This window comes from Candidatus Desulfovibrio trichonymphae, from assembly GCF_002355955.1.
Lineage (GTDB): Bacteria > Desulfobacterota > Desulfovibrionia > Desulfovibrionales > Desulfovibrionaceae > Desulfovibrio > Desulfovibrio trichonymphae.
On sequence record NZ_AP017368.1, the window covers coordinates 258,779 to 281,001 of the forward strand.

General features: G+C 58.0%; 26 protein-coding genes. 11 read left to right on the forward strand and 15 right to left on the reverse strand.

The genetic code is table 11. The features are described 5' to 3' along the window. Nucleotides 1-28: 28 nt before the first annotated feature. From RSDT_RS07275 to RSDT_RS01285, 8 genes are read right to left on the reverse strand one after another with little or no spacing between them, the layout of a single operon-like run. The gene (locus tag RSDT_RS07275; protein WP_231941860.1) at nucleotides 29-427 is read right to left on the reverse strand and encodes a DUF1848 family protein; all 399 of its coding nucleotides are present in this window, start codon (nucleotides 425-427) and stop codon (nucleotides 29-31) included. Next, nucleotides 393-1,259, reverse strand: coding sequence for a metal ABC transporter permease (locus tag RSDT_RS01260; RefSeq protein ID WP_096399251.1), 867 nt, complete (start codon nucleotides 1,257-1,259; stop codon nucleotides 393-395). The genes RSDT_RS07275 and RSDT_RS01260 overlap by 35 nt, the downstream gene beginning before the upstream one ends. Continuing rightward, nucleotides 1,252-2,163: a metal ABC transporter ATP-binding protein gene (locus RSDT_RS01265; protein ID WP_231941861.1), complete on the reverse strand. Its 912-nt coding sequence runs from the start codon at nucleotides 2,161-2,163 to the stop codon at nucleotides 1,252-1,254. Before RSDT_RS01265 ends, RSDT_RS01260 begins: the two co-directional genes overlap by 8 nt. Beyond that, nucleotides 2,150-3,109 carry a metal ABC transporter substrate-binding protein gene (locus RSDT_RS01270; protein WP_096399253.1) on the reverse strand — a complete coding sequence of 320 codons (960 nt, stop codon included), beginning with the start codon at nucleotides 3,107-3,109 and terminating at the stop codon, nucleotides 2,150-2,152. Before RSDT_RS01270 ends, RSDT_RS01265 begins: the two co-directional genes overlap by 14 nt. A gap of 54 nt (nucleotides 3,110-3,163) precedes the next feature. Further along, entirely contained in the window at nucleotides 3,164-3,868 is a 705-nt protein-coding gene (locus tag RSDT_RS01275; RefSeq protein WP_231941862.1) for an L-threonylcarbamoyladenylate synthase, read from the reverse strand. Beyond that, nucleotides 3,855-4,025 carry a hypothetical protein gene (locus RSDT_RS07280; RefSeq protein WP_231941863.1) on the reverse strand — a complete coding sequence of 57 codons (171 nt, stop codon included), beginning with the start codon at nucleotides 4,023-4,025 and terminating at the stop codon, nucleotides 3,855-3,857. The genes RSDT_RS01275 and RSDT_RS07280 overlap by 14 nt, the downstream gene beginning before the upstream one ends. Beyond that, nucleotides 4,009-6,129, reverse strand: a complete 2,121-nt coding sequence (locus RSDT_RS01280) for an STT3 domain-containing protein (RefSeq protein ID WP_231941864.1) — start codon at nucleotides 6,127-6,129, stop codon at nucleotides 4,009-4,011. Before RSDT_RS01280 ends, RSDT_RS07280 begins: the two co-directional genes overlap by 17 nt. A 5-nt stretch (nucleotides 6,130-6,134) precedes the next feature. Next, entirely contained in the window at nucleotides 6,135-6,788 is a 654-nt protein-coding gene (locus tag RSDT_RS01285) for a 16S rRNA (guanine(527)-N(7))-methyltransferase RsmG (RefSeq protein ID WP_096400350.1), read from the reverse strand. A 197-nt stretch (nucleotides 6,789-6,985) separates the two neighbouring features. Here RSDT_RS01285 and RSDT_RS01290 point away from each other — a divergent pair, with 197 nt between their 5' ends. The 10 genes from RSDT_RS01290 (at nucleotide 6,986) to RSDT_RS01335 (ending at nucleotide 15,825) form a co-directional block, all read left to right on the forward strand. After that, nucleotides 6,986-7,930: an ACP S-malonyltransferase gene (locus RSDT_RS01290; RefSeq protein WP_096399254.1), complete on the forward strand. Its 945-nt coding sequence runs from the start codon at nucleotides 6,986-6,988 to the stop codon at nucleotides 7,928-7,930. Between the two features lie 21 nt (nucleotides 7,931-7,951). After that, nucleotides 7,952-9,607 carry an arginine--tRNA ligase gene (argS, locus tag RSDT_RS01295; protein WP_096399255.1) on the forward strand — a complete coding sequence of 552 codons (1,656 nt, stop codon included), beginning with the start codon at nucleotides 7,952-7,954 and terminating at the stop codon, nucleotides 9,605-9,607. A gap of 14 nt (nucleotides 9,608-9,621) precedes the next feature. Continuing rightward, the gene (locus RSDT_RS01300) at nucleotides 9,622-10,455 is read left to right on the forward strand and encodes an SPOR domain-containing protein (RefSeq protein WP_096399256.1); all 834 of its coding nucleotides are present in this window, start codon (nucleotides 9,622-9,624) and stop codon (nucleotides 10,453-10,455) included. 16 nt (nucleotides 10,456-10,471) lie between these two features. Continuing rightward, nucleotides 10,472-11,257 (forward strand): MlaE family ABC transporter permease, encoded by a 786-nt coding sequence (locus tag RSDT_RS01305; RefSeq protein ID WP_408606735.1) that lies wholly within the window; start codon nucleotides 10,472-10,474, stop codon nucleotides 11,255-11,257. 8 nt (nucleotides 11,258-11,265) lie between these two features. After that, complete coding sequence (locus RSDT_RS01310) at nucleotides 11,266-12,081, forward strand: ABC transporter ATP-binding protein (protein WP_096399257.1); 816 nt, start codon at nucleotides 11,266-11,268, stop codon at nucleotides 12,079-12,081. Between the two features lie 151 nt (nucleotides 12,082-12,232). Continuing rightward, nucleotides 12,233-12,682, forward strand: a complete 450-nt coding sequence (gene mlaD / locus RSDT_RS01315) for an outer membrane lipid asymmetry maintenance protein MlaD (RefSeq protein WP_096400355.1) — start codon at nucleotides 12,233-12,235, stop codon at nucleotides 12,680-12,682. A 2-nt stretch (nucleotides 12,683-12,684) separates the two neighbouring features. Further along, on the forward strand, nucleotides 12,685-13,335 hold the full coding sequence (locus tag RSDT_RS01320) for an MlaC/ttg2D family ABC transporter substrate-binding protein (RefSeq protein WP_096400357.1): 651 nt from the start codon (nucleotides 12,685-12,687) through the stop codon (nucleotides 13,333-13,335). Then, the gene (locus tag RSDT_RS01325) at nucleotides 13,325-14,170 is read left to right on the forward strand and encodes an MlaA family lipoprotein (protein WP_096400359.1); all 846 of its coding nucleotides are present in this window, start codon (nucleotides 13,325-13,327) and stop codon (nucleotides 14,168-14,170) included. The genes RSDT_RS01320 and RSDT_RS01325 overlap by 11 nt, the downstream gene beginning before the upstream one ends. Before the next feature lie 42 nt (nucleotides 14,171-14,212). Further along, entirely contained in the window at nucleotides 14,213-15,172 is a 960-nt protein-coding gene (locus tag RSDT_RS01330; protein ID WP_231941866.1) for an ABC transporter ATP-binding protein, read from the forward strand. An 11-nt stretch (nucleotides 15,173-15,183) separates the two neighbouring features. After that, a complete protein-coding gene (locus RSDT_RS01335; protein ID WP_096400361.1) occupies nucleotides 15,184-15,825 on the forward strand; it encodes an IMPACT family protein in 642 nt (213 codons plus the stop codon). Here RSDT_RS01335 and RSDT_RS07285 read toward each other — a convergent pair. From RSDT_RS07285 to ligA, 7 genes are all read right to left on the reverse strand, one after another. Beyond that, a complete protein-coding gene (locus RSDT_RS07285) occupies nucleotides 15,810-15,968 on the reverse strand; it encodes a hypothetical protein (RefSeq protein WP_231941867.1) in 159 nt (52 codons plus the stop codon). The two genes, RSDT_RS01335 and RSDT_RS07285, sit on opposite strands and share 16 nt — an antisense overlap. Before the next feature lie 182 nt (nucleotides 15,969-16,150). Beyond that, the gene (locus RSDT_RS07290; protein ID WP_231941868.1) at nucleotides 16,151-16,561 is read right to left on the reverse strand and encodes an efflux RND transporter periplasmic adaptor subunit; all 411 of its coding nucleotides are present in this window, start codon (nucleotides 16,559-16,561) and stop codon (nucleotides 16,151-16,153) included. Between the two features lie 105 nt (nucleotides 16,562-16,666). After that, the gene (locus RSDT_RS07295) at nucleotides 16,667-16,885 is read right to left on the reverse strand and encodes a hypothetical protein (protein ID WP_231941869.1); all 219 of its coding nucleotides are present in this window, start codon (nucleotides 16,883-16,885) and stop codon (nucleotides 16,667-16,669) included. A 319-nt stretch (nucleotides 16,886-17,204) separates the two neighbouring features. Beyond that, nucleotides 17,205-17,597 carry a 30S ribosomal protein S9 gene (gene rpsI, locus RSDT_RS01350; protein ID WP_096399260.1) on the reverse strand — a complete coding sequence of 131 codons (393 nt, stop codon included), beginning with the start codon at nucleotides 17,595-17,597 and terminating at the stop codon, nucleotides 17,205-17,207. Between the two features lie 44 nt (nucleotides 17,598-17,641). Beyond that, on the reverse strand, nucleotides 17,642-18,076 hold the full coding sequence (gene rplM / locus RSDT_RS01355; RefSeq protein ID WP_096399261.1) for a 50S ribosomal protein L13: 435 nt from the start codon (nucleotides 18,074-18,076) through the stop codon (nucleotides 17,642-17,644). A 130-nt stretch (nucleotides 18,077-18,206) separates the two neighbouring features. Next, complete coding sequence (dapB, locus tag RSDT_RS01360; RefSeq protein ID WP_096399262.1) at nucleotides 18,207-18,995, reverse strand: 4-hydroxy-tetrahydrodipicolinate reductase; 789 nt, start codon at nucleotides 18,993-18,995, stop codon at nucleotides 18,207-18,209. A gap of 23 nt (nucleotides 18,996-19,018) precedes the next feature. Next, entirely contained in the window at nucleotides 19,019-21,100 is a 2,082-nt protein-coding gene (ligA, locus tag RSDT_RS01365) for an NAD-dependent DNA ligase LigA (RefSeq protein WP_096400364.1), read from the reverse strand. A 230-nt stretch (nucleotides 21,101-21,330) separates the two neighbouring features. Here ligA and panC point away from each other — a divergent pair, with 230 nt between their 5' ends. Continuing rightward, on the forward strand, nucleotides 21,331-22,179 hold the full coding sequence (gene panC / locus RSDT_RS01370) for a pantoate--beta-alanine ligase (protein WP_096399263.1): 849 nt from the start codon (nucleotides 21,331-21,333) through the stop codon (nucleotides 22,177-22,179). Nucleotides 22,180-22,223: the final 44 nt, after the last annotated feature.

Sequence of the window (22,223 nt, forward strand, 5' to 3'; positions counted from 1 at the left end):
ACAGCTAGCAGCGGATCACAGCGCCATATCACGCGCTCCCTGCAGACGCGTTGCGAGAGACGGACAAACGTCTCCACCCGTTCCGCCAGAGGCGGCAGGCCGGGCCAAGGCCTTCTCGCTCATAATCATTGAGCGTGAAGTGAAAATAAAATGTGAAACTCGCGCTCGCGACACCCTGCAGCCGGGTCAGGAGGAGGGTGGGGTTTTTGCTCCAGAATACAAGAATTCCACAGCCCGCGCGCAGGCGTTCAAGAAGCCATTCCACATGCAGAGCGGGGATGTCCGTGGCGCGGCTTGCCGAGATGACAAGCGGGGCAACGGCGCCGTGCTCCCCATCGGCTGTGGAAACGCTGGTCACTGATGAAAACATGCCCGCGGTCAGGGTGAAAATTTCAGACAGGCCGTCGTCCGCAGCGCAGGCCGGCATATAAAAAGCTCACGGCGAACCAGACGCACGCCACAAGAATAATCGTTGCGCCGGCGGCTGTGGACAGGCTCTCCTGAGCTGAGAGCGTGATCCCGGTTAAAGCGGAAGTCAGCCCGACGAATATCGCCCACCAGAACATGCCTCCGGCTGTCCCGGCAAGATTGCGGGCCGTCGCCGCCGGCACGATCAGCAGGGCCGTGACCAGCAAAATGCCGACGGCCCGGACGGAAAAGGCGACGACCAGAGCGAGCATGCTGACGAAACAATACTGCCAGAAGGCGGTGCGCACGCCCTGGGCCTTTGCCGTAACCGGATTGAGGGCAATGGAGAGCAGACGGTTGTACCCTGTGATCTGGAACAGGAGCATGGCCGGGAAAAGCAGGACAAGAAAGGCGATCTCGCCTTCGCTGATCGTTAGAATATCCCCATAGAGAAATTGCTGCATGTCGCGGGCCATGCCGCTGAAGCGGCTGACAACGGCCAGGCCGAACGCGATTGCGGCGGAAAAAACAATGCCGATGACGGTATCTGCGGACAGTCTGCTTTTTCGGCGTACAGCCATAATGGTCATGCCCATCAGCACACCGAAAAGCGGCATGCTCAGCCTCGGATTGATGTCAAAAAGCAGTCCAAGAGCAACGCCGGTCAAGGCGGAATGGCCGATGGCGTCAGAAAGAAACGCCATGCGAAAGGTGATTGCTTCCACACCAAGCACGGATGTCATTGGGACAAGCAGCAGGAGCGCCAGAACAGCCCGTTGCATGAAGTGAACCTGCATGCAGTCCAGAGGCAGGAGCGCAATGACCGCATAGATCGGAGAAAAGTCAGGCATACGGACGTTCCCCGGCTGCGTGTGCCTGCGTTGCGCCCGCGTCTCCTTGCGCGGCATGTGGTGAACAGCCGTTGCATGCCCTCGGACACGGCCTGTCCGAGGGCGGATGATCAGGACCGTCAAGCGCGCCGCACTGCGGGCAGGCGGGGTCCGCGACGTCACACTGATCAGGGTAGAGATGAATAGGCGCGCCGAAGAGGCGCAACAGCGTCGCGGCCGTCAGCGTGGCGCGTGGCGCGCCCTGTGCGCATACGCTTTTGTTCAGGCAGATTATGTGCGTCGCATGATGGGCCGCGAGGGGCAGATTATGGCTGACCATAAGCTGGGTAAAATTGCGGGCAATGCGCGCCGTGTTCAGGACTTCCCAGAAGAGTCGTTCTCCCCGCATGTCCACGCCGCCGGCCGGTTCGTCCAGCAACAGCAGGTCCGGCTCTCCGGCCAGAGCGGCGGCCAGCAGGACGCGCCGCAACTCCCCGCCGGAAAGCTCGCCAATGCGGCGTCGCGCCAGATGCCCGGCCTGTACCAAAGACAGCATTTCAAGAGAGCGTACGCGCGCCTCGGGCCTGACGCCGAGCCAGAGAGGCCGTCGCTGGCAGTCCAGGGCAAGGAATTCACCGACAAGCAAAGGCAGGCCGCTGTCTGTCCGCAATTGTTGCGGCACATATCCGATGCGCGGAGGCGCCCCGTTTTTTCCCGCAGCGAGGCATATTCTGCCGGAATAAGGCACAGCGCCGACCAGACAGAGCAGGAGCGTTGTTTTTCCGGCGCCGTTCGGGCCTGTCAGCACGGTTGAACCGCCGCGCGGCACTGTGGCGCAGATATCCTCAAGTATCTGATTCTGTCCGAAGCGAACGCCCAGGTGTTCAAATTTCAGGAAGGCCGGAGGCGATTCAGCGGGGATCAAAATAACGCTCAAGTGTTTGGCAGTTGGCGGACATGACAGTTTCATACCAGTCAAGAGGGGCGTTTTCAGGCCCTGAAGACACAGGATCGAGACTCGCGGCGGGCACGTTTGTTTCCTGGGCCAGCGTTCGGACAAGCCTGTCCGCATACTGCGGATCAGCGGCGATGAGCGCCGGCCGCTCCCGGCGGACGAGCGCCGTGAGGCGGATGAGTTCGTTCGCCGAAGGCGGCGCGTCTTCATTTGTCTGCATCACGGCCAGTATCTCCAAACCGGCGTTGGCCGCAAGCCAGAACAGGGAATCGTGCTGCAGCACAATACCCTTGCGCGACGCGACGGCGCCGAGAGCGGCCAGACGTTCGCCGAGCGCCGTCAGGCGGGTGATATACGCCCCTGCGGCGGCGCAGTAGACATCCGCGTTTGCCGGGTCAATGCGCGCTAGACCTTCGGCTATGGCGCGCGTCATGATCGCCGCCTGTTTTGGCCCGGAGAAAATATGGGGGTTCATGCCGTCGTGACTGTGCTGGTTGAAGCCGGCTGCAGTTATGTGACGAGGAGATTCCGGTTGGGGCGGGGTGGCAATGCCGGCGCCGGCGTCAATGATTGTCGGCCCGCCGTTGCTTGCGGCCAGCGGGGCATTGAGAAAATTTTCCATTCCAAGGCCATTGATGACAAGCGCCGTGGCCCGGGAAAGTTTTTGCATGTCGCGCGGGGTGAGCGCATAGTCATGGGGGCAACCGAAGTTGGTAGGGATGAGCAGCTCCGTCCTGACGTGGGGGCAGTCATGAACGACGTTGCGTGTGAAAAGCCAGACGGGAAAAGTAGTCGCCAGAACGCGCAGTTCCTTTTCAGGGGCGGCGCGGACGGATACGCTGAAGAACAGTCCGGCCAGAGCCAGGCATGCCAGAACAAGACTTGGGCAGCGGCGGTTGACTGTTTGTGTGAACATGGTTTGAGCCTGTCTTTTGGTAAGGCAGTTTCATAAGGCGTACCGGGGTAGCTGTCAAGTGTCCGCCCGGCACGCAAATCCCGTTGCGGCCAATGCTTCCGCACTGACGGCGCCGGCTCGCGCAATGCGCAGATACGGGCGTGTCGCGGTGTCACGGTCGGACACAGGTTCGACAAGCGTGGAAGGGAGGCCGCCGGCGGGCGTGGATCCGCCTTCAAGAATGCCGCATGGAACCTGCAATGCGCGCAGCGAGGCCAAAAGTTCCCTGTCCAGTTTGTCGGGAGAGCAGACGGGACGGCCGTTGTGCATATTGGCGCTGCTGGCCGTCAGAACGCCGCCTGAACGCCGCGACAATTCAGCGGCCAGAGGGTGGGAGGTGACCCGTATGGCTATTTTGCCGGCATCATTGACGAGCGGCGCGGCAAGAGAGGCTCTGGCCGGCAGCAATACCGTCAAGGGGCCGGGCCAGAATCGCGAGAACAGTTTTGCGGGCGCCGCGCTGAGTTGCGCGACGGTGTCCGCCTGACGCGCGTCAGCGGCCAAAATCGGCAAAGGCCGCTTTGCCGGGCGTCGTTTTGCCCGGTAAATAAGGGATACGGCCCTTGTGTCGGCGGCAAGACAGCCGATGGCGTAGAATGTTTCTGTGGGGAAAATCAGTACGCCGCCGCCGCGCAGGCATTCTGCCGCGGACGCGGCGTCCGGCATGCGAAAAACGGAACATACAGGCATGACAGAAAAACCGTGTTCACAGCACTTCATATATTCTTGCGAAAACATTGTCATAAACAAGTTTGAAATAAGGCGAAACGCGCGCGTCCCGCGGGTCGCCGATCAAAAGCCGCACCATCAGCGAATTATACAGGCCTTCATCCATAACCAGTTTTTCATCGGTAATCCGGTTAAAGAAAAAATGCACGTTTCGTCGTTTCGCCAAAAAAATCGCGTTGTGTTTCAAGATCGGCGTCAGGATTGGCGTCGAACCATTCCTGCACATAATTACGGCGAGTGACGCCCGTTTCCTCAAAGACGCTGATGGACGAGGCATAGACAGCACCGGCGCCGCCCTCAAGCTGAACGGCCCCTGAATTCAGTTGATAGGCCAGAGCCTGCGGCACGATAGACAGCGCCCCTCCCTCTCCCTGACGGGAGATAAAATTCCAGTTGCCGAAATTGCTGATCCAGAAACCAAGACGCAGCATTTCAAAACTGACGACAATGAACTGCCGCCTGTTTGTTTCAAGAAGCGCCGTTTCCGGAGAGCGGAGCCTGTCCATCAGCTCCTGAGCCGCATGGCTGTCCATGCCTTCAAAGACGTTGCCGGGCTGATTGCCGGCATTGGCTGTATAACATATCAACTGACGGGCAAAGCGCGTGTTGTCTGTGGCAAAAACAGCGGCCGGGAGATACAGTGAAGGCCCTGCGTGCCGCGCACCGTCAGCGATGGTCGCGCGACGGGCAAAATGGTGTGCGGCATAGCCCCAGTCCCACCAGAGCCAGAGCATGCCGTCCTCAGGAGTAATGCTTCTCGCCCGTGTGAGCGCTTCGGCATGGCGGCGGTTGATCATGGGCCCTTGGGACATGTCTGAGATGATATTTACAAGCGGCGCTGCCAATAAAGCGATTAGAATGGCTGACGTCAGCGCGCCGACGCCCGCTCCCCCCTGTTCTGCGCGAAGCAGTCGCTGTAAAAGCCAGTAGATCGGCAATGTTAAGCCTATCGCTACAACAGGCGTGCCGAACATGACCATGCGGCCGCCGAATTTTGTGCTCAAAAGTCCAAGCACGGCAAGCGGCAGCAGAAAAAGTGCGCCGGGCCGTCGAACAACGACAATGCAAAAGCCGGCGAGACCGAGCGCGGCAGCTTCCATCCACGGATGAAAGTAGGCCAGAATCGCTGTAAAGCCGAGATCCTGCACTTCAATGATGGACTGCGCGACAGAAGGGTACGCCAGGCTTGTGCCGGCACCCGTGCTTTTTACGTCTCCCGCGTGTTTCAGATAGGCGTTCACGTGATTGATGATTGCCGTGAGTATTTCACCTTGAATGAAAAGGACCGCTGTGCCCAGCCACAGCAGTGCCGGTATCGCGGGGCGGCGGAGAATGAGCCGCAGCGTTCCGCCGTTTTTGCTTCCGGCCCATGCGAGAAAAAGGCCGCACACAAGGCCTGCCGGCCCTGTCAGCGCCGGCAGGGCATAGGCCAGAGCCCCCAGCATCAGTAAGGCCCGTCGGCCGCGCTGGGCCATCACAAGCCCCATGAAGACAAACAGCGCGATATTGTAGCGGATCAGATACGGAAACACCGAATGCCATTCCTGTGTCCACCAGGAAAGGATTCCAGAAAGGCTCAGCAATGCCACCCAATGCGGGCGCAACGGGTTGCCGAGGTGACCAGGATGCGTTTTGCCGTCTTTGTCCGGCTGGGGCAACAGACGCCGCGCCGTTGTAAAACCGGAACTGATAATCAGACGGCGCAGGATCATCTGTGGCAGGAGCATGTATCGCATAGTCCAGCAGGCCGGCGCCAGACTCATCAGCATGGGGAAAAAAAGCGTCACCAGATCGGTGTCGTAATACCCGAGCAGGGTTCTGCCTAAAAAACCCGGCGCCAGCGTTGTCAGAAGCCCGGCCGCAAAGCCTGCTTCCATGCTGCCGAATGCCCATACCCAGGCAAAGACAATACAGGCCATCAGACTTGCCAGTATGGCGGGGAACCAAAAGGCGACAACCGCCGGGCAACTGTGCGCAATTTTTGTTATCAGGCGCAGCATTTCCGCCATGGGGTGGCCTGCGGCAAGGCCGAAGCCTTCAGCGCCGGCAACCCAGTGATAAGCGTCGTGGGTGGCGAGCAGCCATTCATTGCCTAAACGATATTCCGGGTTCTGCCAGCAGGGCCATTCTGTCATGCGCAACGTAAAGGCGAACCCGAGCGTTGCCAGCGCCCAGAAGGTGCCGCGCCGCCAAATGCGGAAAGGTCGTGTTCCGCGAACAGACGCGGATGCGAAAAGTGTTTGAAACAGCATTCCGTTCACGCTCCTGACGGTGTAAGCGCCCAGAACCAGCGTTCGTTTCCTGCGATTGTGTATGACTGTACGGCTGTGACGCGCCAAGGCCCGGGCGGAGAATCCGGCGCGCGCGTCAGCGCGAGAACAATCAGCGCCCCGGAAGGGCGCAGGTGTGGCAACGTCAGGTCAAGCAGGGCACGCCAGGGCATAAATGCCCGACTCACAATGCAGTCCGCCGGGCGGCAGCGCCGGGTTTGAAAAAACTGTTCCGCAGGGCCGCGAAAAACGCGCGTGTCGGGCAGCCGCAGGCGGGAAAGAACGTTTGAAAGAAAAAGCGCCCGTTTTTCGCGACGTTCCACAAAGCAATACACGCCGCGCGGCCGGACAAGACGCAGGGGGAGCCCGGGCAGGCCGGCGCCGGAACCAAGATCCCAGATCATGGCGTTTTCCGGGAACGGAAGTCTTGTGAGAAAGGCGGACAGATAAAAACTGTCCGCGACAAGTTTCGTCAGAATTTCCTGCCATGCGCGCAGGCCGACAAGATTGACAACGCTGTTCCACTGACAGAGCATTTCCAGATAGACGGCAAGCGGCTCCAGTATTTCCGAGGGCAAGGCCATCTTCACAGCCGCGATGAGGCGCGCCAGTTCTGTTCTGTCTACCGTCTGTCGCGGCATATCATAACTCTCTCGTTGTCCTGTGCCGCATGCAGCCGGCACTGACCGTATACGCTCCACAACCCGGACTTGCAAGAGTTTCGGGAATGCCGTAAAAATCATGTTTCATAAGGAAATAAGTAATTATATACATCCATATCTTATAAAACATCGGCGATGTTACGGGGAACAGCCCGTTATTGGGGAGAACCGCATATATGCCGCAGCCGGTTTTGCTTTTTCCCGGCCAGGGTTCACAGAAATCCGGAATGGGGCGGGATATTGCCGAATTTTCGTCAGAGGCCATGGATTTCTGGAAACAGGCCGAGCGCATAAGTCGTTTGCCTTTGCGCGAAATCTACTGGGAAGGGGACGAACAGGCCATGAGCGACACGCGTGCCCTTCAGCCTGCCCTGACTGTGGTCAATCTGAATCTTTGGCGCGAGATGGCCGGAAAAACCGCTCCGCGTGGGGCAGCCGGCCACAGCCTTGGCGAATTCAGCGCGCTTGCCGCCGCCGGGGTTCTTTCGCCTACGGATGTGCTTGAACTGACGGCCTTGCGTGGCCGGCTGATGGCCGAAGCCGATCCTGATGGCAGGGGCGGCATGGCCGCCCTGCTGAAACTTGACGCGGCGGCGGTGACGGAAGTTGTCGGCGAGGCGGCCGGGGAGACACATGAGCTTTTGTTCATCGCCAATTACAATACTCCGGCCCAGACAGTCGTCAGCGGACACAGGGCAGCGGTGGCGCTGGCGTGTCAAAAAGCAAAAGACCGCAATGGGCGCGGCGTTGAACTAAAAGTCAGCGGGGCGTTTCACAGCCCCATGATGAGGGAGGCGGCGGGCGAGCTGGCAGTGCGGCTCAGGGAGGCTGTCTGGCGGCACCCTCGCTTCCCTGTGTATTGCAATATGCGCGGTGCCGCCGTCCACGACGGTGAAAGCGCGAAGGAAAGCCTGCTTGAACAGATGATCTCTCCTGTGCGCTGGGTGGAAACCGTGCGCAATCAGTATAATGACGGCGCGCGCTTTTGGCTTGAACTCGGCACAAAAGCGCTGCTCGGCAAGATGGTGAAACCCTGTCTTGCATCTTGTGCGGACGATGTTGACGCTCCGCGTGTCGACCTCGTCAGTGATTTTGCAGGTGTCACATCCTTCAGTCTGTAATTTGTCAAGGATACCAAAAAGATGCGCGCCATAGATACATTGCGCACCGCCCTCGCGGCAATACTTGCTGAAGAAGGCCTCGCCTGGCCGTCAAAAACCGTCATTAAACCGCCGCGTGACGTCGGACACGGCGATCTTTCCGTCAACACGGCAATGCTGTTGGCCAAAGAGGCCGGGATGCCGCCACGCGCGCTGGCCGAAAAATTCGCCCTTAAACTTTTTGAGCATTGTCCCGATCTGGAACGGGCCGACCCGGCCGGGCCAGGTTTTTGCAACGTCACGTTCAATCAGGCCTTCTGGCGGCGTACAGTGTGCGATGTTGAGGCCGCAGGTGAAAACTTCGGCGCGAGCTGTGTCGGGCAGGGGCGCAAGGTGCTTTTGGAGTATGTTTCCGCCAACCCCACCGGGCCACTGCACATAGGGCACGGCAGAGGCGCCGCCGTGGGCGACAGCCTTGCGCGCTTGCTGCGCAAGACAGGGTATCTTGTGGATACGGAATATTATATCAACGATGCCGGACGGCAAATGCGGCTTCTTGGCCTTTCTGTCTGGCTCAGGGCGCTTGAACTGGTCGGCCGGCCTGTGACATGGCCTGAAGAATATTATCGCGGCGAGTATATCAGGGATATCGCCGGAAAGATGCTTGCCGCCATGCCTTCTCTTCCCGACTTGCCAGAATCTGAAGGGCTGGAACGTTGTTATGCGTGGGCGGCGGAAGAAATTCTGATCGGGATCAAGGCTGATCTTCGCAATTTCCGCGTGGAACATCAGAGCTGGTTTTCGGAAAAATCCCTGCTTGGACGCGGGGCTGTGGATGCGGCTTTTGCCGGGTTGGCAAAAGCGGGCTATACTTACACGCGGGACAATGCTTTCTGGTTTGCCACGGAAAAGCTGGGCGACGACAGGAATCGTGTTCTGAAAAAATCTGACGGCAGTCTGACCTATTTTGCTGCCGACATTGCTTACCATCATGACAAATTTGAACGCGGCTATGAATTTCTCATCGACATTTGGGGCGCGGATCACCACGGTTATATAGCGCGGATGCGCGCGGCGATGGCGGCTATGAACCGGTCTGCCGACAGCTTTAACGTGGTCTTGGTTCAACTGGTTAATCTTTTGCGCGACGGCAGGCCTGTCAGCATGTCCACCCGTGCCGGCACATTTGAAACGCTGGCCGATGTGATACAGGAAGTCGGCGTTGATGCGGCTCGTTTTATGTTTCTTTCACGCAAAAGCGACAGCCCGCTGGATTTTGATCTGGATCTCGTCAAACAGCGCTGTCTTGACAATCCTGTGTACTATGTGCAGTACGCCCATGCCAGGATTCACGCCGTGCTGCGCCGCGCGGAAGATCGCGGGATCACGCTGCCGAAGACAGTGACGGAAGAGGCGCTGCTGCGTCTTGACACTCCGGAAGACACAGGCCTGCTGCGCAAGGCCGCCGCTTATGGAGATACGCTGGCCGCCGCGGCCAGAGCGTTGGCGACACAGTACGTAAGCCGCTATTTGACGGAATTGGCGGGGCTTTTGCACAGTTATTACGCGAAACATCAGGTGATCATGTCTGGCGACATGCCGCGCACGACGGCCCGCCTTGCGCTGTTGCGGGCCGTTGCCCAAGTGCTGCGCAACGGCCTTGACATTTTAGGGGTCAGTGCCCCTGAGAGCATGTAGGAGGCAACGCAGCAATGCCGCAGCCGCTGCGCAAGGTGCGCGCGAGAAACGTTTCAGCAGACAGGGATCCGCGCCGTTTTACCGTCAGATTTTCCTCCGTGGCTGTTCTGGCGGGCTGTCTTGTACTGGCGGCGGCTGTCGGCTGGGCCTTTTATATGGGTTTGATGGTGGGGCGCGGGCAGAACCCGGCACAGCGCGTGGGACAGATGGCAACTATTATGCAAGGGGATAAACAGAAGAATCCCGTGCAGGAAGACGGTAATGCGCCGTCCGCGGTGCCGGGCGCTTCCGGGCAGGTCACGGAAAATCCGCAGGCGGAACCGATGCGACATGGCGCGGCCGCGGCGCCGGATGACAAAGACTCTTCTGCTCTTGCGGCGGCAGAGACTGAAGGTGACAAAAAAAAGAACGAGCAGCATGAGCCTTTTGACAGCCCCCAGGGCGAGGGTTGGGCCGCATGGGGCATACGCAACGCGCCCGCAGCCGGCGCGCCGTCACGAGACAAAGCGCCGGGCGCCGGGTCGATTATGTCGAAAAGAGATGCTGACGGAACAGCTTCAACCTTGCCGGCAGATCCGAAAATGCCGCTTTTTGACTATGTTTTTCAGGTTGCCGCTTTCAAGAACAAGGCGGAAGCGAACGATTTGTGTGCGCGGCTGGAAGGCGGGGGCTTTCGCGCGCGTCAGGCCAAAAGCGGCAAGGTGTTTTTGGTGTTGGTCAGTCTGCGCGGCGCGGAAACTGATGCGGCAAATCTGCGTGAAAAAATGCGCAAGCTGAAACTGGGCATGCCGATTGTGCAATCTAAAAAAAACGTCGGCATCAACGGCAGCCGAAAGCCCAAACATTGAGGAAACTGTGGCGAAACTGCGCAACCTGCCGGCTTATGTGGGGCGTTCGTTTCTTGGCGGCGTTGGCGCTGTGGGCGGCACGACCTTGTTCATGCTGCTCGGCTTAAGCCGGATTTTTTCAAGCGCTAAAATTTTCCCTAGAACATTCAGGCAACTCTATGTGATCGGGTATCAATCGCTTTTTGTGATTTTGCTGATCGGCATTTTTTGCGGCATGGTGATTGGCCTGCAGGGATATTATACATTGGTTCGGTTCGGTTCTGTCGGCTTTTTGGGGTCAGCGGTTTCCCTTACCCTGATTCGCGAGCTCGGGCCCGTGCTGACGGCGATCATGCTCACCGGCAGGGCAGGCTCATCCATGGCGGCGGAAATAGGCGTTATGCGCATCACGGATCAGATTGACGCTCTGGATGTGCTGGACATACATCCCATGAGTTACCTTGTCAGTCCGCGTCTTCTGGCCGCGATGATTTCTTTTCCCCTGCTCACGGCAATTTTTGACGTGATCGGCATTGTCGGCGGCTATCTGACAGGCGTGCTGATGCTGGATATCAACGAGGGGGCTTATTTTTACCGTATCGCCAGTTCCGTTGAGATGTCCGACGTGGCGGGCGGTTTTATCAAGGCCCTGGTTTTCGGCCTCCTTGTCACGACAGTCTGTTGCCGGCAGGGGTATAACACGCATCGTCGTCGCGACAGCGCTGGTCCCGAGGCTGTGGGTAACGCGACAACATCGGCTGTCGTCATTTCCTGTGTGCTTATACTGGCCTCTGATTATGTTCTGACTTCTTTTTTGCTTTAGGCTGTCTTATGCATAACTGGGATATAGAATTTGTTCACCTTGACGCCGGGTACGGCGAACGCGCCGTGCTGCGCGACATATGCGCCGTGTTGCCCGCAGGCAGGATTTCCGTGATTCTCGGAGAATCCGGCTGCGGCAAATCCACGTTGCTGAAGCACATCATCGGGCTTTCTCAACCTATGGCCGGCACTGTGCGTATAGATGGTCAGGATTTTTTTGCCTTGAAAGCCGCCGCATTTCGTCGTGTACGGCGTCAGATGGGCGTTCTTTTTCAAGACGGCGCGCTTTTGGGCGCGCTGTCTCTGGCTGAAAATGTGGCCCTGCCTTTGAGCGAACATTTTGCCCTGCCGAAGCCCCTGCTCCGCGAAGCGGCATTGCGTGTGCTCGGCATGGTCGGCCTGCAGGATTTTGCCGATTATTACCCCAACCAGCTTTCCGGAGGCATGCGCAAACGGGCTGGTCTGGCGCGGGCGATTATAGCTGAACCGCGCATCCTGCTCTGTGATGAACCCACTTCAGGGCTTGATCCTGTGACGGCCGCCAGAATGGATGAGCTGCTGCTGTCCATGCACGAGCAGTTTGCCGACATGACGCTTGTTGTCGTAAGCCATGATCTCGCCAGTTTTCGGGCCATTGCGGAGCATGCGCTGGTGCTCAGGGACGGCAGCGCGATTTTTTCCGGACGGCCGGATGAACTGGAACGCGGTGAAGATCCCTATGTGCGGCAGTTTTTGCAGCGTCAATCCGGAGATCGGAGCAAGGCTCAGCGCGCGGCGCTGAATCCGATTGCGCGCGCCGCGCTGGATGCCTGGCTTGCATCCTGATCTCAAAGAATAATAAAAAAGCGGTTCTTGGCATCTCTGCCCCGGCTTTGCCGGGGGTATATGACAAAATTGTTGACAATTTTTGCCGCCGTGAATAACAATTGCACCGTCTGCGCAACGCAGCGATACTGTGGAGCCTGAGTCAATCATGATGAACAGCGTCCGTGAAACCGCCGTTGGCGTCTTTGTGCTGCTGGGCCTTGTCTGCGTGGCATGGCTGACTGTCAAACTGGGTAAAATGGAAGTTTTTTCAAGTCAGGGCTTTGAGCTTTCCGCCAGGTTTGATTCAGCTTCCGGGCTGCGCGTGGGAGCGGATGTTGAAATTGCGGGCGTGCCTGTCGGGCACGTTGTCAATATCACACTTGATCCTGATCCGCTCCGTACGCAGGCCGTGGTGCGTTTGCGGCTTGCGGCAGATTTCCGCCTTTCTGACGACAGTATCGCTTCCATCAAAACAAGCGGTCTGATCGGCGATAAATATATCAGCCTTTCGCGTGGGGGCTCGGAGAAGCTGCTTGTTTCGGACGGCATGATAAAAGAAACGGAATCCGCTGTTGATTTGGAATCTCTGATCGGCAAATATGCCTTTGGGGGTGTATGAACATGAGTCTTTCATGGTCATGGCGTCGCGCGCTTGCTGTTTGCTGTGCCGCTTTTTTGTTGTGTTCGGCCGCTCCCTCTTCTGCAGCAGATTCTTTTTCTGTGGCGCAGGCCCGTCAGTCTCTGGAAGTTTCCATAACCCGTATTTTGAACTGCATTAAAAATCCTGATTACGTCAATCCGGCTACGCGCGGCCCCTTGCGCCAGCAGATTGAGGATGAAGTGCTGCATATTTTTGACTTCAGGGAATTTTCCTCACGCACAGTCGGGCAGCGCTGGCATGTTTTTACTCCGGAGCAGCAGCAGCGGTTCAGCGACGCGTTTGCCGACCTTTTGATTTCCACCTATCTGAATAAAATTGACGGTTATAACGGCGAGCGGGTGGTCTACACAGGTCAGGCGTCTTCCTCGAACGACCGTACTGAGGTGCGCACGGTTATCACCATGAAAGACGTTAAAAAAGTGCCTGTGGCGTATCGCATGCTGCCGAAGGACGGTTCCTGGAGAGTCTATGACGTGCTGATTGAAGGCGTCAGTCTTGTCAAAAATTACCGCGCGCAGTTTCAGGATATCCTGAACAAGACGGAGGCTGACAAGCTCATAGAACGCATACAGGCAAAAGCTGATGAAATGCGGCGGCAACATGCGAAATAAATCCGTATTATTGCCCTTGCTCTGCGCCCTGCTGTGCGTTTTTTTCTGGCTGTCGTCCGGTTTCTGCGCTATTGCAGCAACGGCGCGGCAGCCTGTTGCACCGGCGCTGTCCGCTGTGTACGCCCAAAGCCCTGCGCTGCCGTCGGAGGCTGTGACGGTTCATCCCAACGGACAGGTGAAAAAGACTGAAAATCTGGATGATTATGAAGATTACATCGCGGCGGCAAACATTGCGGATCCTTTGGAGCCGTGGAATCGTTTCTGGTTCGGATTTAATAACATCTTTTATCTGCATGTCGCCAGACCGGTGTATAATGCCTATTCTTTTGTTGCTCCGCGTCAGTTCCGCAGCGGCATGAAGAATTTTTTTTCCAATCTGCTTTTCCCCGTGCGCTTTGTAAACAATATTCTTCAATTGCGATTTCTGGAGGCCGGTGTGGAATTCGGCCATTTTTTTATTAACACCACCTCCAGTTTCGGCCTCGCGGACGTCGCAAAAAATAAAAAAACCATTGTGCCGGTTGATCCGGATGGTGAAGACTTTGGTCAGACTTTGGGGAGATGGGGCATCGGTCACGGATTTTATATTGTCTGGCCTTTTATCGGCCCCAGCTCGCCCCGTGACAGTCTGGGCAGGATCGGCGATCTCCTTACCGATCCTTTTTTCTATGTCCACCCGTGGGAACTGGCTGCGGGCTCAGAAGGGGCGTTGCGTTTTAATGCGTTGGGGGACGTGCTGCCGCTTTATGAAGACATGAACAGCGCCGCCGTGGATCCGTATATTGCCATGCGTCAGGCCTATGTCAATTTCCGCAGCACCCAGGTGAGACGTTAGCGTGTCTCCCGGATGAAGCCTGCTGTCGTAGGCTCGCTCCGCATGGAGCATCTTTCTGTGTATTTCGCGCATGAAGGAGAGCCTCTCGCCGCGGTCAACAATGTGGACCTCGCTCTTCCCCCCGGCGCCGTGACCTGCCTTGTCGGAGAATCCGGCTGCGGCAAAAGTCTCACAGCTCGCGCCGTTCTGCGTCTGATGCCTGAAAAGTCAGCAATCAGCGGGCGCATTTTTCTTGGAGACACAGACATTCTCGCTCTTTCAGAAATCGAATTGCGGCGTTTTAGGGGGCGTCGGGCAGCCATGGTTTTTCAGGAACCCATGACGTCGCTCAATCCTGTATTGACAGTGGGCGAACAGGCGGCGGAGCCCCTGCGGCTGCACTTCGGCATGACCCGCGCGCAAGCCCGTCAGGAGACGGAAGATCTTTTTGCCGAAGTTGGCATTCCCGCGCCTCGGAGCCGTTATGACGACTATCCCCATCAGCTTTCCGGCGGCATGCGGCAGCGGGTTATGATCGCTATGGCTCTTGCGTGCCGGCCGGAACTCCTGCTCGCTGACGAGCCCACAACGGCTCTTGACGCGACAGTACAGGGGCAGATTCTGCGGCTTTTTGCTGATCAGATGCGGGAATGGGGCATGACTGTGCTTTTTATCACGCATGATCTGGGCATTGTGGCGCAAATCGCGGACGTTGTGGGGGTCATGTACGCAGGACGGCTTGTGGAAGACGCGCCTGCCGGAGAGTTTTTTGCTGCGCCTCGTCATCCGTACAGCAGGGGGCTCATGCGTTCAGCGCCGGGGCGACAGTCCATGCGTCTCAAGCGTCTGCCCGCCATTGACGGTGTGGTTCCTGCCTTGCGGGATATTCCTCTGGGCTGTCCTTTTCAGCCGCGCTGCGCCGAAGCGCTGCCCCGCTGCAGTGAGGCAATGCCGCCGCTGTTTGCCGACGGCAGCGGTCGGACGGCCTGCTGGCGGGCGGAACCCTCATTTTCTTCGCGGTGACGCCGGCGGCCATGCGCTTCCCGATTCCCGCCGCTTCCGCGGAACAGCCGTACTGCACAGAGCTCGTTGTGCGCCGCAGTCGTTTTATGGCCCAATGCGCACACACGCCGGATGCCGGGTCCGCCAAGGCCTTTATTGAGGCTACAGGCCGTTGCCGCAACGACGCTGATCATAATTGCTGGGCGTATGCGGCGGGAGCTCCCGGAGATACCGCACATATCGGCTCGTCGGACGACGGCGAGCCGCACGGCACAGCCGGGCGGCCCATGCTCAGCGTGCTTCTGCACTGCGGCATCGGAGAATTGTGTGTTGTTGTCAGCCGGTGGTTCGGCGGCGTCAAACTGGGAACCGGCGGCCTTGTTCGGACATATCAGGACGCCGTGCGCGAAAATCTGGCAAATCTTGCGCTGGCGGAGCGCATTCCCTCACAGCAGGTCGCCGTTACGCTGAAATATGCGCATCTGGCTGGGATGCATCGCCTTTTGCCCCTTTGGGAAGCGCGCATCATGGAACAGTCCTGCGAAGATGCGGCAAAGCTGCGCATTGAGCTGCCGCAGGCGCATGTTCAGAATTTTGAGCAGGCGCTAGCAAACATGTCTAACGGGACGGCAATATTTCACCGGACGGGAGGCGAAGTCTACGGCAAAATCTGAACGGGAAGCCCAGGGGCCAGGCGCACCTGCCCTTCTTCAACAACCATGTCGCCTTCAGCCACATCGCCCTCAATGACGCTTTGCCCCTGATATTCAAAACTTACGGCAATCTTGCGATAAAGCGCCGTGTTGTCTTTGTCCACCAGATAGATGTAAGACTCCTTCCCGACCTGACTGCACGGCGCGGCTGGACACCACAAGAGCGTTTTTCGTCACGCCGAGGGGCAGTTCCACCTGTACAAACTGACCAGGCCAGAGGCGATGGCTGGTGTTTTCAAATGTGGCGCGCAGGCGGATGGTGCCGGTGCGCGTGTCCACTGTATTGTCAACGAGCGTCAGAACGCCTTTTTCCGGCTCGCCGCCGGCGGGGGCGGCAGTCACCTGCACCGCCCTCCTCGCGCATGCGTTTCAGAATCACGGGCAGTCGTGTTTCCGGCACAGAAAAAAGTACGTAAATGGGCGACAGGGTGTCGATAGTGATAATGGGCGTTGCGTCGGCTGTTTTGATCATATTGCCCTTGTCCACGGTGAACGCGCCGACCCGCCCGTTGATAGGCGCTGTCACGCTGCAGTACGACAGGTCGAGCGCAGCGCTTTCCACCACCGCTTTGTCTGACTGCACAGTGGCTTTGAGCGCCGCCGCTTCGGTGGCGGTCTGGTCATATGCCTCCCGGCTTACATAGCCGCCGCCCACAAGTTTGCCGTAACGGCGCATGTCTTCACTGGCCTTGTTCAACTGCGCTTCAGATTTGGCCAGCAGGCCGCGTTTTTCGCGCAGAACAGCCTCAAAGGGTCTGGGGTCAAGGTAATCAGCAGTTGACCTTCCGTGACGTCCTGGCCCTCAGTAAAATGCACTTCGGGCTTGACGCCCACTGTGGCTGGATGCCCTGACGTTGCCGACAGCGTACAGCAGGCGCGGCATGTCCGCGCGTTTGACGGGCTCTGCGTGTACGGGCGCGGCCGGTGGGGCCTTGTCCCTGGAGTCGCCGCCGGAACACGCGGCTGTACAGAGCATAAGCAGCGGCAGTGCCCCCAGACAACAGCGAAGTAGACTGTTCATAATCTCCATACGGCCGGTGTTCAACTTTCACAAACGGGAATTTCAGGAACTGTGGGCGGCGGTCAACCGGCAAATACGCATACGTGGAGGGAACAAAACTTACGCGCAGATCAACGACGGCGTACCGAGTGGTCTTGAACAGGTTAAGCAGCATATATCTCCGCGAGAATCAGGGAGCGCCGGGGAGCCTACAAGCAAGATATTGCCCAAGGTCAGGCTGGTCAAAAAGGGTGCGGCTGTGACTCAATCATTGCTTCCGCAGCTCGTCCCCGCCTTCAATAACTCAGGAATCCCCTGAAAGGCGCCCCATAAAAACGCATTAACGCTTGGAATATTGATATCTGGCGCGGGCTGCGCGCAAACCGTATTTTTTGCGTTCTTTCTTGCGCGCGTCACGCGTCAAGAGACCTGACTTCTTGAACACTGCGCGCAATTCCGGCTCCACCCGCAAAAGGGCGCGAGAAATACCGTGACGCACGGCTTCAGCCTGACCGGTAACGCCACCGCCGGAAACATTGACCTTGACGTCCAGTTTATCAGCCATTTTTGACAAAACAAGCGGCTGACGGATAATCATCTGAAGCGTCTTGCGGGGGAAATATTCCTCACAGGAACGGCCGTTTATGACAATGGCGCCGGACCCGGTATAAAGGCGCGTGCGGGCTGTAGCCGTTTTTCGGCGTCCGGTGCCGTATTCAAATTTCTCGCGCATAGAGTGTACTCCTTAAAATTGGACAAAACAAAAGCGGCAGAACGTTAATAAGGCAACGTCAGGGGCTGCGGATTCTGCGGCGCGTGCGGATGTTCAGCGCCGGCATAAATTTTGAGTTTTTTCAGCATGGCGCGTCCCAAACGGTTTCTGGGCAGCATGCCGCGCACTGCGTGCATCAGCACACGGGCGGGCTTGTCGGCCAGAATATCGCCGAGAACCGTCGTCTTGAGGCTCCCTACCCAGCCGGAGTGCCTGTAGTATTTTTTATCCGTCAGTTTCGCACCGGTTACTTTTATTTTTTCACAGTTGACAACCACGATAAAGTCGCCGTTGTCCATATGCGGCGCGAATTCCGGCTTGTGCTTGCCGCGCAGGCGATGAGCAATCTGACTGGCAAGACGGCCGAGAATCTGCCTCTGCGCGTCAACCACAAACCACTGGCGGTTAATATCTTTAGGTGTGGGACTGAACGTCTTCATTCAAACAAACTCCTCGTTACGCTCTGAAGACAGTTCTGATACGCCATTCAGCACAATGCGTCAAGTAAAATACGGCAAAAGTCTCCGTCGCTTTAAGTTGCATAATAATTATTTTTAATAATTATATATTCTATATCTGACTGAAAATATCCTGCATGCCGTAAATCTTGCCGGCAGTACGGCCGGCAAGCCAGGCGGCGGCCCGCAAAGCCCCTTGCGCAAAATTTTCGCGGGAGTGGGCATGATGGGTCACTTCTATGCGTTCGCCCTGTCCCATAAAATATATGGTGTGCACGCCCACAACATCACCGCCGCGCACAGCCTGAACACCTATCTGGGCTTTGGGCCGCTCTCCTGTGATGCCGTCGCGGGAGACGCGCCGCGCCTTTCCGAAATCCCAGCCCCTGGCCTGTGCCAGACAGGCGCCGAGCGTCAGGGCCGTGCCGCTGGGGGCGTCTTTCTTGCGGTTGTGGTGCAGTTCCACCAGTTCAATATCATAGCCCTCGCCCAGCGTGCGCGCCAACCCCGGCAGGATTTTCAGCAACACATTTACGCCGACGCTCATATTGGACGACCAAAAAATTGGCGTTTTTTCAGCCAATTTTCGCAACCTGCCCATTTGCGCATCCGTAAAACCGGTGGTGCCGACAACAAGGGCATGCCCCGTACTCGCCGCGACACGCGCAGACTGCAAACTCACGGACGGCGCTGTAAAGTCAACAATAACCGCTCCCGGCGCCTTGGGCAAAACCGCTTCCAGATTGTCGTCCACAGGGCAACCCGCACAAGACAGGGCTTGCAGATGCTCCGCGCGGTCAACAAGCCCTGCCAGACTGTAAGCCAGGTCCGCCGTAACAAGATTGCCGACGGTTTTGCCCATACGCCCGTCAGCGCCAACAACGACGATCGCCGTACTCATGCCGCACTCCGCATTTTTTCAGATTATAGGCCCGCAGAAGCGAGCAATGCCATAAATGCCGTCTCGTCAAGCACAGCAACGCCCAACGAATCGGCTTTTGCCAGTTTGCCGCCCGGCTTCTCCCCGACCACCAGATAATCCAGTTTTTTACTCATGCTGCTTGCGGGAACGGCGCCTGCCGCCTCCGCCAACTCTAAAGCTCTGGCACGCGGAAGCGAGAGGCTGCCGGTAAACAGCACGCTTTTGCCCCGCAGCGCGTTTTCGCCGGACGCAGACGTTGCGCCTTGCGGCCAGAGCCCCAGCTCGCGAAAACGGACCAGGAGGGCGCGATTCGTCGGACTGTCAAAAAAATTGCGGATGGACGCCGCCACTTCCGGACCGACATCAGGCAGGGATTGCAAGGTTTCCGCATCAGCCCGGCCCAACTCGTCCAGCGTGCGATAGCGCCCGGCCAGCAAACGCGCTGTCTGCCCGCCCACATGGCGGATGCCGAGAGCGCTGATCAAACGCGGCAATGTCGCCGAAAGCCGCGCCTCGTCAAAAGCGGACACAATTTTTTTTGCCAAAATTTCGCCCATGCGTTCAAAATGAAGCAAAGCTTCAACCGTCAGCACAAACAGATCCGCCGGGGACTGCACAATGCCCGCCCCTACAAACTGTCCAATCCGTTTTTGCCCTATGCCCTGAATATCCAGACCGGCTTTGGACACAAAATGGACGACACGCAGCAAACGAACCGCCGGGCAGGAAAGATTGCCGCAACGCCAGGCCGCTTCGCCGGTCTCTCTGTGCGCCGTTTCCCCGCAAGCCGGACAGACATGGGGAAACACATACGCCCTGGACCCCGCCCGCCTTTTGCCCGGCACCGGCCCCACCACTTCGGGGATGACGTCGCCGGCCCGCTGCACAATGACCGTATCTCCCTCACGCACATCGCGCCGGCAAATTTCATCTTCATTGTGCAGTGTGGCGCGGGAAACCATGACACCGCCCACAGACACAGGCTCAAGCACGGCCACAGGTGTGAGCACGCCGGTGCGCCCTGTCTGTACGTCAATACGCCTGAGCAGAGTTTCCACCTGACTGGCCGGGAATTTATATGCCACGGCAAAACGCGGCGCGCGGGCCGTGAAGCCCAAAGCCTCCTGGGCCTCCAGACTGTCCTGCTTGATCACAATGCCGTCAATCTCCATGGTAAATTGCGGCCTGCGTTCACGCACAAAGTCCGCATATGTTTCCACCTCACCCACGCCGGCACAGAGTTTGCCTTCCGGCGGCGTCAAAAAACCCCAGGTCGCAAGGCGTTCCATAACGTCGTGCTGCCGCCCGCTGGCCGGCGCGGGTGACCAGATGACGCTGCCGAGACTGTAAGCGAGAAAACGCAAAGGGCGGGATTCCGCGACGGCGATATTCAACTGACGCACCGCACCCGCGGCTGCGTTTCGCGGGTTGGCGAATTGCTTCCGGCCGAGGGCCTCCTGCCGTTCGTTCAGGGCTGCGAAATCCTTTTTAAAAATGATCACTTCGCCGCGCACTTCCAGAAGTTCCGGAAAAGGCCCCGCGCCGGCAAGCCGCAAGGGGACGGTTTGGATAGTCCGCACGGCGTCGGTGACCATTTCGCCGCTTGCGCCGTCCCCCCTGGTCAGCGCTTCCGTCAGCACGCCGTTTTCATAAATGATTTCCAGAGCCAGTCCGTCCAGCTTGGGATCGCACCAGAAAAGCAGAGGGGCTTCGGGCAGGACTCGCCGCATGCGGGCCAGAAAATTCCGCAGTTCCGCGCCGGAAAAAACATTTTCCAGACCGTACATACGACGGCTGTGGTTTTTTTTCGTCAAGCCGTCCAGAAGTCCGCCGCCCACGCGCAAGGTGGGCGAGTACCCGCTGCGCAGGCGGGGATACAGGCGCTCAAGCGTCTGCAGCTCATGAAACAGGGCGTCGTATAGGTCATCGCTGATTTCCGGCGCGTCCAGCGTGTGGTACAGATAATTGTGGCGTTCCAGATCCGCGGTCAGCCGTTCCACGCGTGAGCGCGCCCCGGCGGCAGGCTGTTCAGAAAGGGAATCGTGTTGTTCCGGCGCGCCCGGCTGATTTTTTGGATGCGACATGCAGCGATAATTACCGCACTCAGGGCCATTAAGCCAGTCCAAAAATCGCGGATTTTGACGGCGGCCTCTGTCTTCCGGTTTGCCCCTGGAAAACACTCCGGATATGATCAAAAAATCGGTCCAAAAGAAAGATGGATATGAAATCCTGTTACTGAACGCAACGTTGTGTTAGATATTGCTTAAAGCCGTTTTCTTTACAAGCTGTTGGTGTGCATGTATAATTTTTCAACATGCAGACACTCGCAAATCCGCAGGAATTAGCCGGGCAGTGCCGCAACTGGCATACGCAGGGGCAGAGTATCGCCCTTGTCCCCACAATGGGCTGTTACCACGCAGGTCATGAGGCATTGATGCGCTACGGCCGCACCGTTGCAACGCGCCTTGTGGTCAGCCTCTTTGTCAACCCTGCCCAGTTCGGCCCCGGTGAAGACCTTGACGCCTATCCGCGGGACGAGGCGCGGGACGAGGCGGTTGCCGAAGCGTGCGGCGCTGACGTGCTTTTTATGCCGCAGCCCGGCGACATCTACATGCCTGATCATGCTGCATGGGTGGATGTTCCGGATATGGCTGCCGGGCTTTGCGGCAAAAGCCGGCCGACGCATTTTCGCGGCGTCTGCACCGTGGTGCTCAAGCTCTTGTTGCTTACTCTGGCTGATGTGGCTGTATTCGGCGAGAAGGATTGGCAGCAACAGGCAATTATCCGTCGCATGGCGCGCGATCTCGGCGTGCAAACGCGCATTGAAAGCCGTCCCGTTGTGCGTGATCCTGACGGACTTGCCCTGTCGTCGCGCAATGTTTACCTTACTGTGGAAGAACGCGCTCAGGCGCCGGAAATACGGCGCGCTCTGCGCTGTGCGCAGGAGATGGCAAGCCGGGGGGAAAAAAATGCGGCCATACTGCAGCAGGCCGTGTTGCGACGCTGGGCGGAACATTTGTCTTTGGGAAGGCTTGACTACCTTGCGGTGGTTCGCCCTGACACGCTTGTGCCGCTTTCCGCTATAGATGGGCCGGCTCTTATGGCATGCGCCGTGCAGTTGGGCAGATCCCGGCTTATAGACAATATCCTGCTGCACACCTGATCTGTTGTATATTTTGTAAACCCGGCTCCCGTGGAGGAGGCTCC